Annotated in this window: 12 protein-coding genes; 8 read left to right on the plus strand and 4 right to left on the minus strand. The window is 59.8% G+C overall.

Going from position 1 to position 13348, the window contains the following annotated elements; all coding sequences use genetic code 11:
- Window positions 1–387 precede the first annotated feature (387 nt).
- From cobJ to cobG, 4 genes are read right to left on the minus strand one after another with little or no spacing between them, the layout of a single operon-like run.
- Window positions 388–2064, minus strand: a complete 1677-nt coding sequence (gene cobJ / locus EQV93_RS11495) for a precorrin-3B C(17)-methyltransferase (RefSeq protein ID WP_240891596.1) — start codon at window positions 2062–2064, stop codon at window positions 388–390.
- Entirely contained in the window at window positions 2061–2795 is a 735-nt protein-coding gene (locus tag EQV93_RS11500; protein ID WP_411172336.1) for a precorrin-2 C(20)-methyltransferase, read from the minus strand. Before EQV93_RS11500 ends, cobJ begins: the two co-directional genes overlap by 4 nt.
- Window positions 2792–3418 (minus strand): precorrin-8X methylmutase, encoded by a 627-nt coding sequence (locus tag EQV93_RS11505; protein WP_122785008.1) that lies wholly within the window; start codon window positions 3416–3418, stop codon window positions 2792–2794. The genes EQV93_RS11500 and EQV93_RS11505 overlap by 4 nt, the downstream gene beginning before the upstream one ends.
- The gene (cobG, locus tag EQV93_RS11510; RefSeq protein ID WP_336247125.1) at window positions 3411–4751 is read right to left on the minus strand and encodes a precorrin-3B synthase; all 1341 of its coding nucleotides are present in this window, start codon (window positions 4749–4751) and stop codon (window positions 3411–3413) included. Before cobG ends, EQV93_RS11505 begins: the two co-directional genes overlap by 8 nt.
- 303 nt (window positions 4752–5054) lie before the next feature.
- Between cobG and cbiE the strand changes: the two genes are divergently transcribed.
- The 8 genes from cbiE (at window position 5055) to EQV93_RS11550 (ending at window position 13333) form a co-directional block, all read left to right on the plus strand.
- Window positions 5055–6266: a precorrin-6y C5,15-methyltransferase (decarboxylating) subunit CbiE gene (gene cbiE, locus EQV93_RS11515; RefSeq protein ID WP_240891597.1), complete on the plus strand. Its 1212-nt coding sequence runs from the start codon at window positions 5055–5057 to the stop codon at window positions 6264–6266.
- A complete protein-coding gene (locus EQV93_RS11520) occupies window positions 6259–7356 on the plus strand; it encodes a cobalt-precorrin-5B (C(1))-methyltransferase (RefSeq protein ID WP_146426533.1) in 1098 nt (365 codons plus the stop codon). The genes cbiE and EQV93_RS11520 overlap by 8 nt, the downstream gene beginning before the upstream one ends.
- On the plus strand, window positions 7353–8072 hold the full coding sequence (locus EQV93_RS11525) for a cobalt-precorrin-6A reductase (protein ID WP_146384723.1): 720 nt from the start codon (window positions 7353–7355) through the stop codon (window positions 8070–8072). The genes EQV93_RS11520 and EQV93_RS11525 overlap by 4 nt, the downstream gene beginning before the upstream one ends.
- Before the next feature lie 122 nt (window positions 8073–8194).
- Window positions 8195–8596, plus strand: coding sequence for a DUF2946 domain-containing protein (locus EQV93_RS11530; RefSeq protein WP_146426532.1), 402 nt, complete (start codon window positions 8195–8197; stop codon window positions 8594–8596).
- 49 nt (window positions 8597–8645) lie between these two features.
- Window positions 8646–9140 carry a copper chaperone PCu(A)C gene (locus tag EQV93_RS11535; RefSeq protein ID WP_122785014.1) on the plus strand — a complete coding sequence of 165 codons (495 nt, stop codon included), beginning with the start codon at window positions 8646–8648 and terminating at the stop codon, window positions 9138–9140.
- Between the two features lie 20 nt (window positions 9141–9160).
- A complete protein-coding gene (locus tag EQV93_RS11540; protein ID WP_240891598.1) occupies window positions 9161–9571 on the plus strand; it encodes a DUF2946 domain-containing protein in 411 nt (136 codons plus the stop codon).
- Between the two features lie 88 nt (window positions 9572–9659).
- Window positions 9660–11738, plus strand: a complete 2079-nt coding sequence (locus EQV93_RS11545; protein WP_240891599.1) for a TonB-dependent copper receptor — start codon at window positions 9660–9662, stop codon at window positions 11736–11738.
- A 218-nt stretch (window positions 11739–11956) separates the two neighbouring features.
- Entirely contained in the window at window positions 11957–13333 is a 1377-nt protein-coding gene (locus EQV93_RS11550; protein ID WP_122785016.1) for a PepSY-associated TM helix domain-containing protein, read from the plus strand.
- The last annotated feature ends 15 nt before the right edge of the window (window positions 13334–13348 follow it).

Raw genomic sequence — 13348 nt, forward strand, 5'->3', positions numbered from 1 at the left:
CAACTCCAAAGTTTACGGATTAATATCAGCCTCCCTCGCCACCTGCTGGAGGCAAGTAACAGAAACACTAGATAATCAGCCCGCAACCTTCCACCGCCCTTCCCAACGCCTGACAACCATATAAAGTTACAGTTAATATTAGATAAACCAAAACAGCGGAAATACATTTCAAAAAAACAGGTTATTTATCAATCAAGCGCCGACAAGAGCGCATCGCCTTTAAAAATAAAACCAAATGTATATAGAGCAGATAAATACCTATTCATGCCAAACATTACCGCTCAACCCCATTGAAAAAATTACTTTTCTAAATACAGGGGAGATTTATCTGACGGAATATCAATAAGGATGCAGCGAAATGGCCCCATTGCGGAGCCATTCTTTCAGCTAGGGTTTTTCACCGTACCAACGTGGCGTGTAAACCCAGTCAGCGCCATCGGCACGCGGGAAGGTGCAGGTCGTGGATGAGCCAATCAACACCATCGTGCGCATGTCGACCTGATCCGGAGTCAATTCGCCGAGTGTGGTGATACGCAGCGTCTGGGCTGGGCGACCCACATCACGCCCCAGTACCACTGGCGTGGACGGCGTGCGATGACGTGCGACGATTTCCAGCGCAACCCCCAGTTGCCAAGGACGCGAGCGAGAGATCGGGTTGTAGAACGCTAACGCCAGATCCGCTTCTGCGGCCAGATCCAGGCGTTTTTCGATGATGCTCCAGGGCTTCAGGTTGTCGGAAAGCGACATGACACAGAAGTCATGCCCCAGCGGCGCACCCGCCAGAGCCGCCGTCGCCAGTGAAGCAGAGACGCCCGGCAGCATTTCCAGATCAACACTGTGCCAATGCGGGTTGTCGGATTCGTGCAAGGCTTCCAGCACGGCCGCCGCCATAGCGAAAACCCCCGGATCGCCCGACGATACCACCACCACTGAGCGCCCCTGAGCGGCCAGTTCGAAGGCATGTCGCGCCCGTTGCATTTCTTCGCGGTTGTCCGTGCAATGCATCACCTGATCATCACGAAACGGGCCAGCCATGCGCACATAGGTTTCGTAGCCAAGGATGTCATTGGCTCTGGCAAGTTCTGCCTTGACTGCCGGAACCATCAGCTCTGCAGCACCTGGCCCCAGACCAATCACGGCCAAACGGCCTCGCGCGCGGCCAATCTGTGAGACGTCTAGCGGCGCGGGTGCAATACCGATTGCAAGGTGTTCGCCCTGTTCCTGCCAGACCAGAGAATGCGGGCCGACGGGCTGCTCATCGGCAGGAACAAAACGCAATGGCACACTCAACTCGACCGCCGCTTCGTGCAACTGCGGGCTGGCCATCAGCGTTTCGGCTGCAATGATGCACGACAACGACTGCCAAGCCAGTGTTGCTTGATGCAAGGCCTCACGAATCACCTGCGCCCCGACAGCGTGCTTGACCTTCACCACAACTGTACGCGGATAGATCATCAGCTCATGGGCAGCGGGTTCACGTTCCGCATGGCCGACATGAATGGCCAAACGCGCCTGCGGGTTTTCAGGCAACTGTGCCCGAGCCAGCCAAGGGGCATCGCCTTCAATGCGTACCGACTCACCGGCCAGCAGGTCTGAAACAAAACGCTTGCCCCCCTCCAGATCGCCGAGGGCATAACCGCTGGGAGGATTAAGTAAACAGGTGCCAAAGCGCAACTCACCGCTGGTCGTGATCGCTGGCGTAACGCCCAGTGCTGCGGCAATTTCGCGGGCCAGATCATTGACCCCGCCCAGACCGCCGAGCAACGGCACCACCGCGCTGGCGTCCTCAGCCACCGCCAGAACCGGCGGTTCGACACCCTTTTCGAGCAGCAAAGGCGCCAGTGTACGGATCACAATACCGGCCGCACACAAGGCAATTATCGGTGTGTCTTGCTGATACAACTGACGCAACGTGGCACCAAAATCGCTGTACGTTCTGTCAGCCCCCTCAACACGGTGCTCAAGCCCATAGATCAACGCGTCAGGGTAACGCTGCTGAATACGCTGAGCAGTGATCAGGCTGCCATTGCCCAGAATGACAATGGCCGGCGCTGCACGACTCATCCTTGCCACCGTTCGCCGGGCACGATAATCAACGAGAAATACGGCGATGACATGGGATCAACCTCGTTGAACGGGACGATTTTTTGATTGCTCATGGTGGCGCGTTCCACATACAACGCGCGCTCGGCCAGACCTAGCTCGGTCAACACCTCCCGCACTTTGTGAAAATTGCGGCCCAACTTCATGATCACCGCCGCGTCGGCATCGGCCAGACGGCGTTTGAGCTCATCGTGTGGCAAAACACCCGATAGCACAGACAAGCTCTGGTTGCGGTATACCAAGGGCACGCCCAGCACTGAGGCGCCGCCCAGCATAGAGCACACGCCGGGCACTACCTGCGCTTCAAAGCGATGCGCCAGACGGTCGTGCAAGTACATGTAAGAGCCGTAAAAGAACGGGTCGCCCTCACAAATCACCGCCACATCGCGTCCGGCGTGCAGATGCGCCGCCACGTCTTCAGCCGCTTGATCGTAAAAGTCGCTAATGACTTGTTCGTATGACAGGGGTTCGGGCAGCACTTCTGTGGTCACCGGATACACCAGTGGCATCAAGTTTTGTGCGTCTTGCAGATGCGCTTCGATGATGCCAAAAGCGTTACCTTTTTTGCCTTTGGCGACGAAATACGCCACCACGGGCGACTCTCGCAGCAGGCGCAAGGCTTTAACGGTAATCAATTCCGGGTCGCCCGGGCCGACGCCCAGGCCAATCAAACGTCCAGGCGCAGTCATCATTCGATCTCCGTGGCCAAGGCATTGACTGCGGCCGCGGCCATGGCACTGCCGCCACGTCGGCCTTGCATGATCACAAACGGTACGCCTCGGCTATCCGCCGCCAGCATCGCCTTGGATTCGGCAGCCCCCACAAAACCTACCGGGAACCCGAGAATCAAGGCTGGCTTCGGCGCTCCGGCGTCGATCATTTCCAGCAGGTAGAACAAGGCCGTTGGCGCATTGCCAATCACCACGACACTGCCTTCCAGATACGGACGCCACAGCTCAAGCGCCACCGCCGAGCGGGTATTGCCCTTCTCCAGTGCCAACTGCGGCACACCCTCTTCACGCAAGGTACAAATCACCGGGTTATTGGCCGGCAAGCGTGTGCGGGTGACACCTTCGCTCACCATCCGCGCATCGCACAAGATGGCAGCACCCGCCGCCAGTGCATCACGCCCCGCCTTGCCTGCGCCCGGCGAAAAACGCAGGTCTTCAATAGCGTCCACCATGCCGCACGCGTGAATCACTCGCACCGCGAGCTTTTCAAGGTCGGCCGGAATGCTCTGAAGGTTCGCTTCGGCACGAATAATGGCGAACGAGTTGCGATAGATCTCTTGACCATCGCGGATGTAATCAATCATCGGTGTTGCTCCGTTGGCGAGCCTCAAGCCAGGCGCCCGCCGCTTCAATAGTAAGGTTGCGCTCACACAGAACGCCGAAACCGGACTGTCCTGGGGTGCATAAATAAAGGTCGTAGTGACCGGGCGCTACGGCCAGCAACGTGACCGGCGCCACATGGGCTGCGGCACAAGAACGCGGGCAGCCAGTCAGATGAACACCGAGGGGTTGCGACAAGAGGGTCGCGAGCTGGCGTGCATCCTGTTTGGTGTCCGCCATGCCCTTGGCACAGGCGCTGGAGCCCGTGCAAGCGATCAGGTGTGCCAGCGGGTTCTGCGCATCACAGAGCAAACCCAAGGTCTGCAGGTGGCGAGTTACCCCAGGCGCATTCTCAGCCCGTATGCTTGGCAACAACACACTTTGCCACGGGGTAAAACGCAAGGTGCCATCGCCGTAATCGTGGGCGATCTGCGCAAGCCCCCTGAGCATCGCTGCGCTCAACCGCCCCAAAGGTGCAACTGCACCGACAGATGTCAGGCCCGCCTCACGCTGTGGATAAGTTCCCATAGGCAACGCCAGTGGGTTGGCAGGGCGACGCCATCGTGGGACGGGCGTAATCGCTACGCTCAAACGCAGTGCCAGCTGTTCGACAAACGTCTCCACGGGCACGGTTTGGAGAAGATGACGCATGCGGATGTCTTCGGGACGCGCCAGATCAAGAAACAGCAGCAATACCGCCAGGGCCAGCTCATGCCCATGCTCAATGGGCACAGCGCCTAATGCCGGACCTCGCGCTGGTGAACCAGCGAGACCAAAGGCCCACTGCAATTGCCCATCGTGCTGGATGGCAGACAGCCACAGATCGTGATGATGCTCCAGCATCGCCAAGGCTTCCCCACCATCCAGTTGCAGTGCGAACTTGGCCGACAACTCGCTAAAACGCGGAATGCCTTCAAGGCTGGCAAGCAACTGACGGGCCAGTGGCCACGTGTCGATCAAGTGATCGCGATCAATGCCGGCAGAGGGACTGAGCATCAGGTTGCGCACATCGTCACTGGCCGCGTTGGCCGGGCCAAGCCCGGCCGCCAGCAAGGGTGCGATCATCGCCGCATGCTCAGATGCGGCGCCACGGATGCCGCGAATTTGCAGGTTGCTCCGGTTGGTCGCCTCGATCACACCGCTGCCATAGCGCAACGCGACGTCAGCCACGGCGTGGGCTTGCGCGACGGTGATTGAGCCACCTGCCAGTTTGACCCGACATATCCCGCCGTCCATTGCCTGCACGATGCGCAATAACCCCGGGCAAGCCGAGGGACGCACAGGCGTCGTGACAGGAGTTTCAAATGGCAAGGTCAAAAGTCGATCCAAAGCAGGCAATGAGCTATTGCAGGTCGCGCATTATGCCTGCTTTGCACGACTGCATGAAAAGCTTGCCGGACGGAATGACACTGCCTTGAGGATCAGTTGTGACCATACCGGCCCAAGCCTGTTCATGGCCTGCACGATGGAGGCATGAACAGGCTGGCTACTCAGCGGCCGGCTGAAGGGGCTACAGAGTGATGACAGGCATCCGCTGATACCCCTCAGGCGCGCTATCATGCGCGCTGTTTTTGCCTGTAAGCGCGGGCAAATGATTTTAGGTTCAGCATGAGGATTGGCATGTCACCCTGGCTAACAGTTGTAGGCATCGGTGAAGACGGTTTCAGCGGTCTGGGTAAAAACGCCCGTCGGGCATTATTGAGCGCGACGACGGTGTTTGGCGGCTCGCGCCAGCTCGATCTGTTGGCGCCCTGCATTCGCGCCGAGCGTATGACCTGGCCAAGCCCCTTTTCGCTGGCCCCCGTGCTGGCGTTACGCGGCCAGCCGGTCTGCGTGCTGGCCAGTGGTGACCCGATGCTGTTCGGCGTGGGCGCCAGTTTGGCCCGCGTCGTGGCCCGTGACGAGATGCATGTCTTGCCCTCCCCCTCGTCCTTTTCCCTGGCCGCTGCGCGGCTGGGTTGGGCCTTGCAGGAGGTCACCACGCTGTCTGTAGTGGCGCGGCCAATAGCGGCACTCAATGCCCATTTGTTCAGTGGCGTACGCCTGCTGGTGTTGAGCAATGACGCCAGCAGCCCGGCAAGCATCGCGGCCCTGCTGCGTGAGCGCGGCTTTGGCCCGAGCCACATGACGGTACTGGAACACTTGGGAGGCCCTGGCGAGCGTCAACTCCAAAGCAGCGCCACTGACTGGGACGACGTCTGCGTGGCCGACCTCAACCTCGTGGCCATCGACTGTCGCGCCGACGCCACGGCCCACCCCTTGTCGCGCATCGGCGGCCTGCCGGACAGCGCATTCCACCATGACGGCCAATTGACCAAACGTGATGTGCGCGCCATCACCCTCGCCCGCCTCGCCCCCTTGCCCGGCCAACTGTTGTGGGACGTTGGCGCAGGCTGCGGTTCGATCGGTATCGAATGGATGCGCACGTTCCCGAGCTGCCGCACGTTGGCGATTGAAGCAGATCCTGGTCGTCAGCAACTGATTGAGCACAACCGCGATGCCTTGGGCGTACCAGGCCTGCACCTGATTCGCGGTAAAGCGCCTGAAGCCTTGCAAGGGCTGGAACGCCCGGATGCGATTTTTATCGGCGGCGGCGTAACCCGCGAAGGCGTGCTTGAGACGTGCTGGCAACAACTCAAGCCCGGCGGGCGCTTGGTGGCCAATGCCGTGACCCTGCAAAGTGAAATGCTGCTGATGAGCTGGCGTGAGCGCCACGGCGGCGAGCTCACGCGCATTCATATTGCTCAGGCTCAGCCGTTGGGCGAGTTCGACACCTGGCGTCAGGCGTTGCCAATTACCCTTTTAGACGTGATCAAACCCCTCGATGCGTGAAGAAACCGCTGAACAACCCGCGCCCCTTCGCAGCGGCCTGACCACTGGCAGCTGCGCCACGGCCACCAGCCTGGCGGCGGCGCGCCTGTTACTCAGTGGTGTGTGCCATGACGCCGTTGAAATCACGCTGCCCAAAGGCAAAAAAGTCCAGATGCGCCTGGAGTTCTGCCGCCTGCACGCAACCGGTGCCGAGGCCGGGACAATCAAGGACGCAGGCGACGACCCGGATGTCACCCACGGTGCATTGCTGTTTTCTCATGTGCAATTGCGCGCCGAACCCGGCATCGGATTTGTCGCGGGCCAAGGCGTGGGCACAGTCACCCGGCCGGGACTGGTGCTGGCCGTGGGCGAGCCGGCGATCAATCCGGTGCCCCGTAAAATGATCACCGAACACTTGCTGCAACTGGCCGACGAACACAATTACCCCGGCGGGTTTGAAGTCACGGTCAATGTGCAGGATGGTGAAGCACTGGCATTGAAAACCATGAACCCGCGCCTGGGTATTTTGGGCGGCCTGTCGATTCTGGGCACCAGTGGCATCGTTCGGCCTTTTTCCTGCGCGGCTTACATCGCCTCGATCCATCAGGGCATCGACGTCGCCAAGACCAACGGGTATTTGCATATCGCCGCCTGCACCGGCAATGCCAGTGAGGACACGATGCGCCGGGTCTATAACCTGCCGGAAATTGCCCTGATCGAAATGGGCGACTTCGTCGGCGCAGTGCTCAAACACCTGCGCAAAGTGCCTGTGGATAAGTTAAGCCTGTGCGGGGGGTTCGGCAAAATCAGCAAACTGGCCGCTGGCCATATGGATTTGCACAGCCGCCATTCCAGCATCGACTTGCCCCAATTGGCCGAGTGGGCGGCCGCCATTGGTGCAAGTGCCGAACTGCAAGACGCCATCCGCCAGGCCAACACAAGCCAGCAGGCCTTGGCGATGGCCAGCGCCCAAGGCATCGCACTGGGCGATGCCGTGTGCCAACACGCATTGAATTTCGCTCGCAGCGTGGTGCCCGCCTCAGTGCAGGTGGAAGTCTTTGCCATCGACCGCCAAGGCGGGATTGTCGGCCATGCCGGAGTGTTTGAATGAAGCGCATTTTATTGCTCGGCGGCGTGACCGAAGCGCTGGCCATCGCCCGCACCTTGGGCCCGCAACATGTGTACAGCTTGGCCGGAGTGGGCCGTGTGCCGACTGATCTGCGCTGTGAGGTGCGGGTGGGTGGCTATGGCGGAGCCGAAGGGTTGGCGCAGTACATTGATGAGCAGGGCATTGACCTGCTGGTGGATGCGACCCACCCCTACGCCGCACAAATCAGCCAGAACGCTGCCCGTGCGGCGCAGCTCAGCGCCATCCCGTGCTGGGCGTTGCGCCGTCCGGCATGGCAACCCCAGCCCTGTGATGACTGGCGAGAAGTGGCCGACTGGGCTGAACTTGTCGAGGCACTGAAGCCCTTTCACCGCCCCCTGTTTACGCTGGGCCGGGAGCCGCTGGCCCATGTCCATGAAATTCCCGACAGCCAGTTCTGGACTCTTCGCGCATTGGACGTCTACCCCGGCAATGCCCGCTGTGAGGTGATCGGCGCACGGGGGCCCTTTGTGCTTGAGGACGAACGCCGTCTCTTCGAGCATCGCAGCATCGATGTACTGATCAGCAAAAACAGCGGCAGCAGTGCCACAGAGCCTAAACTGCAAGTTGCCCGCGAGCGGGGCATTCCGGTACTGGTGCTTAAACGACCTGAACTGCCCAAGGTTGCCCGGGAGTTTTACACGACACACGCGCTGATCAGTGCACTGAGCACCCCATAACGGTTTCAGAAAAAACCATCGACTATACTTACGCGACATTTCGCCACACAAATGGGCTTTTTACTTACACCGATCATTCAGGCTAAATAGCGCGCTTGATCGCTCCACTCACGGAATTCGTCATGCCTCGACAACGGTTTGCATTTGCCTGGATCGCCTGCTTTGCAGTGCTGTTCAACATGCTTGCCATGTCGATAATGAACGGCTCGATGGCGCAAACCCGTGAAGGCCCGGTCGAACAATTTATGATGAGCAGCTTCTGCACATCGATGGGCACCAAAATGGTCGCCGTGTCGCTCGGGACTTTCGAGGCCAGCGACACACAAGATGACCATCACTCGACCATGCAGCACTGCTGGTGCTGTTCGGGCTCGGCCCCTGTGGTGGCGTTGCCTGCGCATATTCCCAAGCTGTATTTTGCGGCCATAGAGCATGGCCATAGCCAGATCCCTGATCACCTCAAACGCCCTACTCCGCGCCAGCAATGGCCGAGCCTCAACCCCCGCGCTTCGCCTCTGGTCTGATTCCTCCTCGCAACCTTTTTTGCGTTTTGAATCGTTCCGGAGAATGACCATGTTGAACCTGTCGATGTTCAAGCACGCTGCTATCGCGGCGGCTTTGCTGATGCCTGCCTGTTTCGCCAATGCCCATCAATACAAGGCTGGCGACCTCGAAATCACCCACCCGTGGTCTCAAGAGCTTCCGCCCAACGCCCCCACGGTGGCGGCGTATTTCGTGATTCGTAATACCGGCAACACGGCAGACCGTCTGCTGGGCGTCGATACGCCCATAGCCGAAAAGGCCGAGTTGCATCAGCACGTCATGCAAGGCGATCTGATGAAGATGCAGCCGGTACCGAGCGTTGAAGTGGTACCTGGAGGCTCCGTAACATTTGCCCCAATGGCCTACCACGTGATGCTGGTCGGCCTCAAAGATCGCAGCCTGCTCAAAGACGGTGAACGCTTCCCGATGACCCTGCACTTTGAAAAAGCAGGCGACTTGAACGTTGAGGTCAAGGTGCAGAAGCAACCACCTGCTAACGCTTCAGAGCACGCCCACACGCACTGACCGCAAAGCGTTTGACGCCGATGCGCTCCCATCGCGCCAGGCACACCCGACCGGCCCTTCGTGGCCGCTGGTTGGGTCTGTTTGCCATGCTGATGATTTTTATCGGCCCGCTGATTTCCCAAGCGGTGCCGATGGTTCATCACGCGTCCATGAAGATGGACATGCCGATGGGTATGTCCATGCCGGCGCATGCCGAGCATGCAGAGCATGCAAAGCATCAACAGCCCGCGACTGAGCATCATGCCCTTTGGGAAAAATGCGGCTATTGCACGCTGCTGTTCAGTTGCCCGGCCCTGCCCGGCAGCCCAAACCTGTCGCTGCACAGCTCACCAAAGCTGAGCCGCTACCTGGCGGCCAACCCACGCTTGGGCCATGCCCGACAACCTGTGTTTCTCGGCGCGCGTTCCCGGGCGCCCCCCACATTGCACTAAGCACCAACACAACTAACGCTCTCTGGCCCATTGGTAAGTATCTGCCGATGCTTGGTCGAGTTGTATTCGCTTGAAAAGTGGAATGTTTATGTCCCGTTTTACTGCTGCCCACCGTTTGCCTCGCGCGCAATCGGTGCTGCCTTTTACCTTGAGCGCCCTGTGTTGCGGGCTGCTGGCGCCGGTTGCGCTGGCTGATGAACACGCAGGCCATGCCAATGAACTGAGCCCGACCGTGATTACGGCCATTGCCCCCAGTTCCCCCCTGACCATCGTCACCAACCCCAAAGACCCGCGCCAACCGGTGCCCGCAAGCGATGGCGGTGACTATTTGAAGACGATTCCGGGCTTCGCCCTGATCCGTAATGGCGGCACCAACGGCGATCCGGTGTTGCGTGGCATGTTTGGCTCTCGCCTGAATATCCTCACCAATGGCGGCATGATGCTCGGTGCCTGCCCGGGGCGCATGGACGCACCCACGTCCTATATTTCGCCCGAAACCTACGACAAGCTCACCGTCATCAAGGGCCCGCAAACAGTGCTATGGGGCCCCGGCGCATCGGCTGGCACCATCCTGTTCGAGCGGGAACCGGAGCACTTTGGCGAGTTGGGCACCCGGGTCAATGCCAGCCTGCTGGCCGGCTCCAATGGCCGCTTTGACAAGACCATTGATGCTGCTGCCGGAGGGCCGCTGGGCTATGTACGGGTGATTGGCAACACGGCCCACTCCGACGATTACAAAGACGGCCACGGCAACACCGTGCCGTCGCGGTATGACAAATGGAACGGAGATGTTGCACTCGGCCGGACGCCGGACGCTGACACGTTGCTTGAACTCACCGCGGGCAAGGGCGACGGCGAAGCACGCTCGGCGGGTCGTGGCATGGATGGCAGCCAGTACAAGCGTGAAAGCTTGGGCCTGCGCTTTGAAAAATCCAATATTGGCGAGGTCCTCGACACCCTCGAAGCGCAGGTCTACTACAACTACGCCGACCACGTGATGGATAACTACACCCTGCGCACCCCGTCGGGCACCGGCATGATGGCGGGGCCGATGGCCAGCAACGTAGATCGCCGCACGCTGGGTGCCCGCATCAAGGCCACCTGGCGTTGGGCCGATTACCAGTTGATCAGCGGGATTGATGCCCAGACCAATGAGCACCGTAAACGCTCAGGCATGGGTATCGACACGTACAAGGAACAAAACTGGAGCAAGGACGCTGATTTCCACAACTACGGGGCCTTTGGCGAGCTGACCTGGTATGCCGCCGAGCATGACCGCGTGATCACGGGTGCGCGTCTGGACCGTGCATCGGCCAAGGATTACCGCGCCCGGATCGGCTCGGGGATGATGAGCAAACCCAACCCGACCCTCGACAAAACCCGTGCCGACACACTGCCCAGCGGCTTTGTGCGATACGAACACGACATGGCCGACAGCCCGACCACGGTGTATGCAGGCTTGGGTCATGCCGAGCGCTTCCCGGATTACTGGGAGTTGTTTTCACCGACCGCGGGGCCTGCGGGTTCGGTGAATGCATTCGATGCCATAAAACCCGAGAAAACCACCCAGCTGGACATGGGCCTGCAATACAAAACCCGCGACCTGGAAGCTTGGGCATCGGCCTACATTGGCGTAGTCCATGACTACATATTGTTCGACTATGCCCCCGGTTATTCTCAAGCGCAAAACATCAACGCGCGGATCATGGGCGGTGAGTTCGGTGCGGCCTACGCCCTGACCTCCAACTGGAAGGCAGACGCAACGTTGGCTTATGCGTGGGGCAAGAACACCACGGACGGCAAAGCACTGCCGCAAATGCCCCCGCTGGATACCCGCCTGGGCCTTACCTACAGCGAAGACAACTGGAGTGCGGGCGCGCTGTGGCGCGTAGTGGCACAACAGGACCGAATCGACCGCAACGCGGGCAACGTGGTGGGTAAGGATTTCGACAAAAGCGCAGGTTTTGGCGTGTTTTCGTTGAACGGGGCTTACCGCATCAACAAGAACCTCAAGGTCAGTGCTGGTGTGGACAACTTGCTGGACAAGAATTACAGCGAGCATTTGAACATGGCGGGCAACGCTGGTTACGGCTACCCGGCCAACGACCCGACGCCCATCAACGAACCGGGTCGTACGCTATGGACCAAGGTTGATGTGAGCTTCTGATCCACCGCTTGCCCTCACCCCAACCCTCTCCCGGAGGGAGAGGGAGCTGATTGGCGATGGTCTAGATACCGCGCACGATCAACCTCTCTCCCTTTGGGGAGAAGGAGCTGATTGGCGCTGTTCTACAGACTGCGCACGATCAGTCCCCTCTCCCTCTGGGAGAGGGCTAGGGTGAGGGTCTCAAAAACCACTAGGTATTCACTCGCGGAGCCGCTCACATGAGCCAACCCACACCGTCTTTCTACAACCTGGCCTGGCGCTGGCATTTCTATGCCGGGCTGTTTGTCGCCCCCTTTATGATCCTGCTGGCCCTCACCGGCATCATTTACCTGTTCAAACCTCAGCTCGACCCCTTGATGTACGACCACCTGATCAACGTCCAGCCTGGTCATCACACCTTAAGCGCTGACAAACAGCTCACCCTCGTGCAGGCCAGTTATCCACAAGCCCACATCAGCCAATACCTGCCACCGATCAACCCCGAACGTAGCGCCCAGTTCGTGCTGCACAACAATGGCCGCGAACTGAATGTGTTCATCAATCCCTACAGCGGCGCCGTACTCGGCCAGCAGGATGCCAAGCTCAACCTGCAGGCCGTGGCTCGTGCGCTGCATGGCGAGTTGATGATCGGCACCCTCGGCGACCGCCTCATAGAACTCGCCGCCGGCTGGGGGATCGTGCTGGTGGTGTCGGGCATGTACCTGTGGTGGCCACGCGGGCAATCAGCCGCCGGGGTTTTATGGCCCAGGTTTAGCCGCCGAGGCCGGGTGTTGTGGCGTGACCTTCACGCTGTCACCGGCTTTTGGGGAGGCGCCCTGCTGCTGTTCATGCTGATCAGCGGCATGACCTGGACCGGCTTCTGGGGCAAGCAGTACGCCGACTTGTGGAACCAGTTCCCGGCGGCCATGTGGAACAACGTGCCCGCGTCCGATCTCGAAGCCCGCAGCCTCAACTCGGCCGCCCGCCAGACCGTCCCCTGGGCCATGGAAAATACGCCGATGCCGGTCTCTGGCGCCCACGCCGAACACATGGGCCACGGCGCTCACTCAAGCGGCCCGGCCGCACCCGGTGTGAGCTTGCAAGAGGTGTATGAAACCGCCACCGCACGCAAGGTCGAACCCGGCTACAGCATCACGTTGCCGACCACGGCTGAAGGTGTTTTCACCATCGCTGTATTTGCCGACGACCCGCGCAACGACGCCACCTTGCATGTCGATCAATACACCGGTGAAGTACTGACTGATGTGCGCTGGCAGCATTATGGCAACGTCGCCCGGGCCACCGAAATGAGCGTCATGCTGCACGAGGGCAAACTGTTCGGCTCGCCAAACCAAATTGCGATTTTGCTGGTATGCCTGATGATTCTGCTGAGTTCGGTCAGCGGGTTGGTGATGTGGTGGAAACGTCGCCCTCAAGGGCGCCTGGGCGTGCCGCCTCTGCGCCATGATTTGCCCACCTGGAAAACGGGCATCTTCATCATCCTTGCGCTGGCCATTGCCTTTCCGCTAGTGGGTGCCTCACTGATCGCCGTTTGGTTACTCGATCGCTTGCTGTTGCTTGTTCGGGCAAAACAGCCACATGAGGCCCATTCATAATAAAGATTAGCCATC

It is taken from the genome of Pseudomonas sp. TMW22091 (assembly GCF_022496705.1).
GTDB classification, from domain to species: domain Bacteria; phylum Pseudomonadota; class Gammaproteobacteria; order Pseudomonadales; family Pseudomonadaceae; genus Aquipseudomonas; species Aquipseudomonas saxonica.

Coding starts and splice junctions, on each gene's coding strand:
- cobJ (WP_240891596.1), bottom strand. CDS start 2,064: ATGAGTCGTGCAGCGCCGGCCATTGTCATTCTGGGCAATGGCAGCCTG.
- EQV93_RS11500 (WP_411172336.1), bottom strand. CDS start 2,795: ATGATGACTGCGCCTGGACGTTTGATTGGCCTGGGCGTCGGCCCGGGC.
- EQV93_RS11505 (WP_122785008.1), bottom strand. CDS start 3,418: ATGATTGATTACATCCGCGATGGTCAAGAGATCTATCGCAACTCGTTC.
- cbiE (WP_240891597.1), top strand. CDS start 5,055: ATGTCACCCTGGCTAACAGTTGTAGGCATCGGTGAAGACGGTTTCAGC.
- EQV93_RS11520 (WP_146426533.1), top strand. CDS start 6,259: ATGCGTGAAGAAACCGCTGAACAACCCGCGCCCCTTCGCAGCGGCCTG.
- EQV93_RS11525 (WP_146384723.1), top strand. CDS start 7,353: ATGAAGCGCATTTTATTGCTCGGCGGCGTGACCGAAGCGCTGGCCATC.
- EQV93_RS11530 (WP_146426532.1), top strand. CDS start 8,195: ATGCCTCGACAACGGTTTGCATTTGCCTGGATCGCCTGCTTTGCAGTG.
- EQV93_RS11535 (WP_122785014.1), top strand. CDS start 8,646: ATGTTGAACCTGTCGATGTTCAAGCACGCTGCTATCGCGGCGGCTTTG.
- EQV93_RS11540 (WP_240891598.1), top strand. CDS start 9,161: ATGCGCTCCCATCGCGCCAGGCACACCCGACCGGCCCTTCGTGGCCGC.
- EQV93_RS11545 (WP_240891599.1), top strand. CDS start 9,660: ATGTCCCGTTTTACTGCTGCCCACCGTTTGCCTCGCGCGCAATCGGTG.
- EQV93_RS11550 (WP_122785016.1), top strand. CDS start 11,957: ATGAGCCAACCCACACCGTCTTTCTACAACCTGGCCTGGCGCTGGCAT.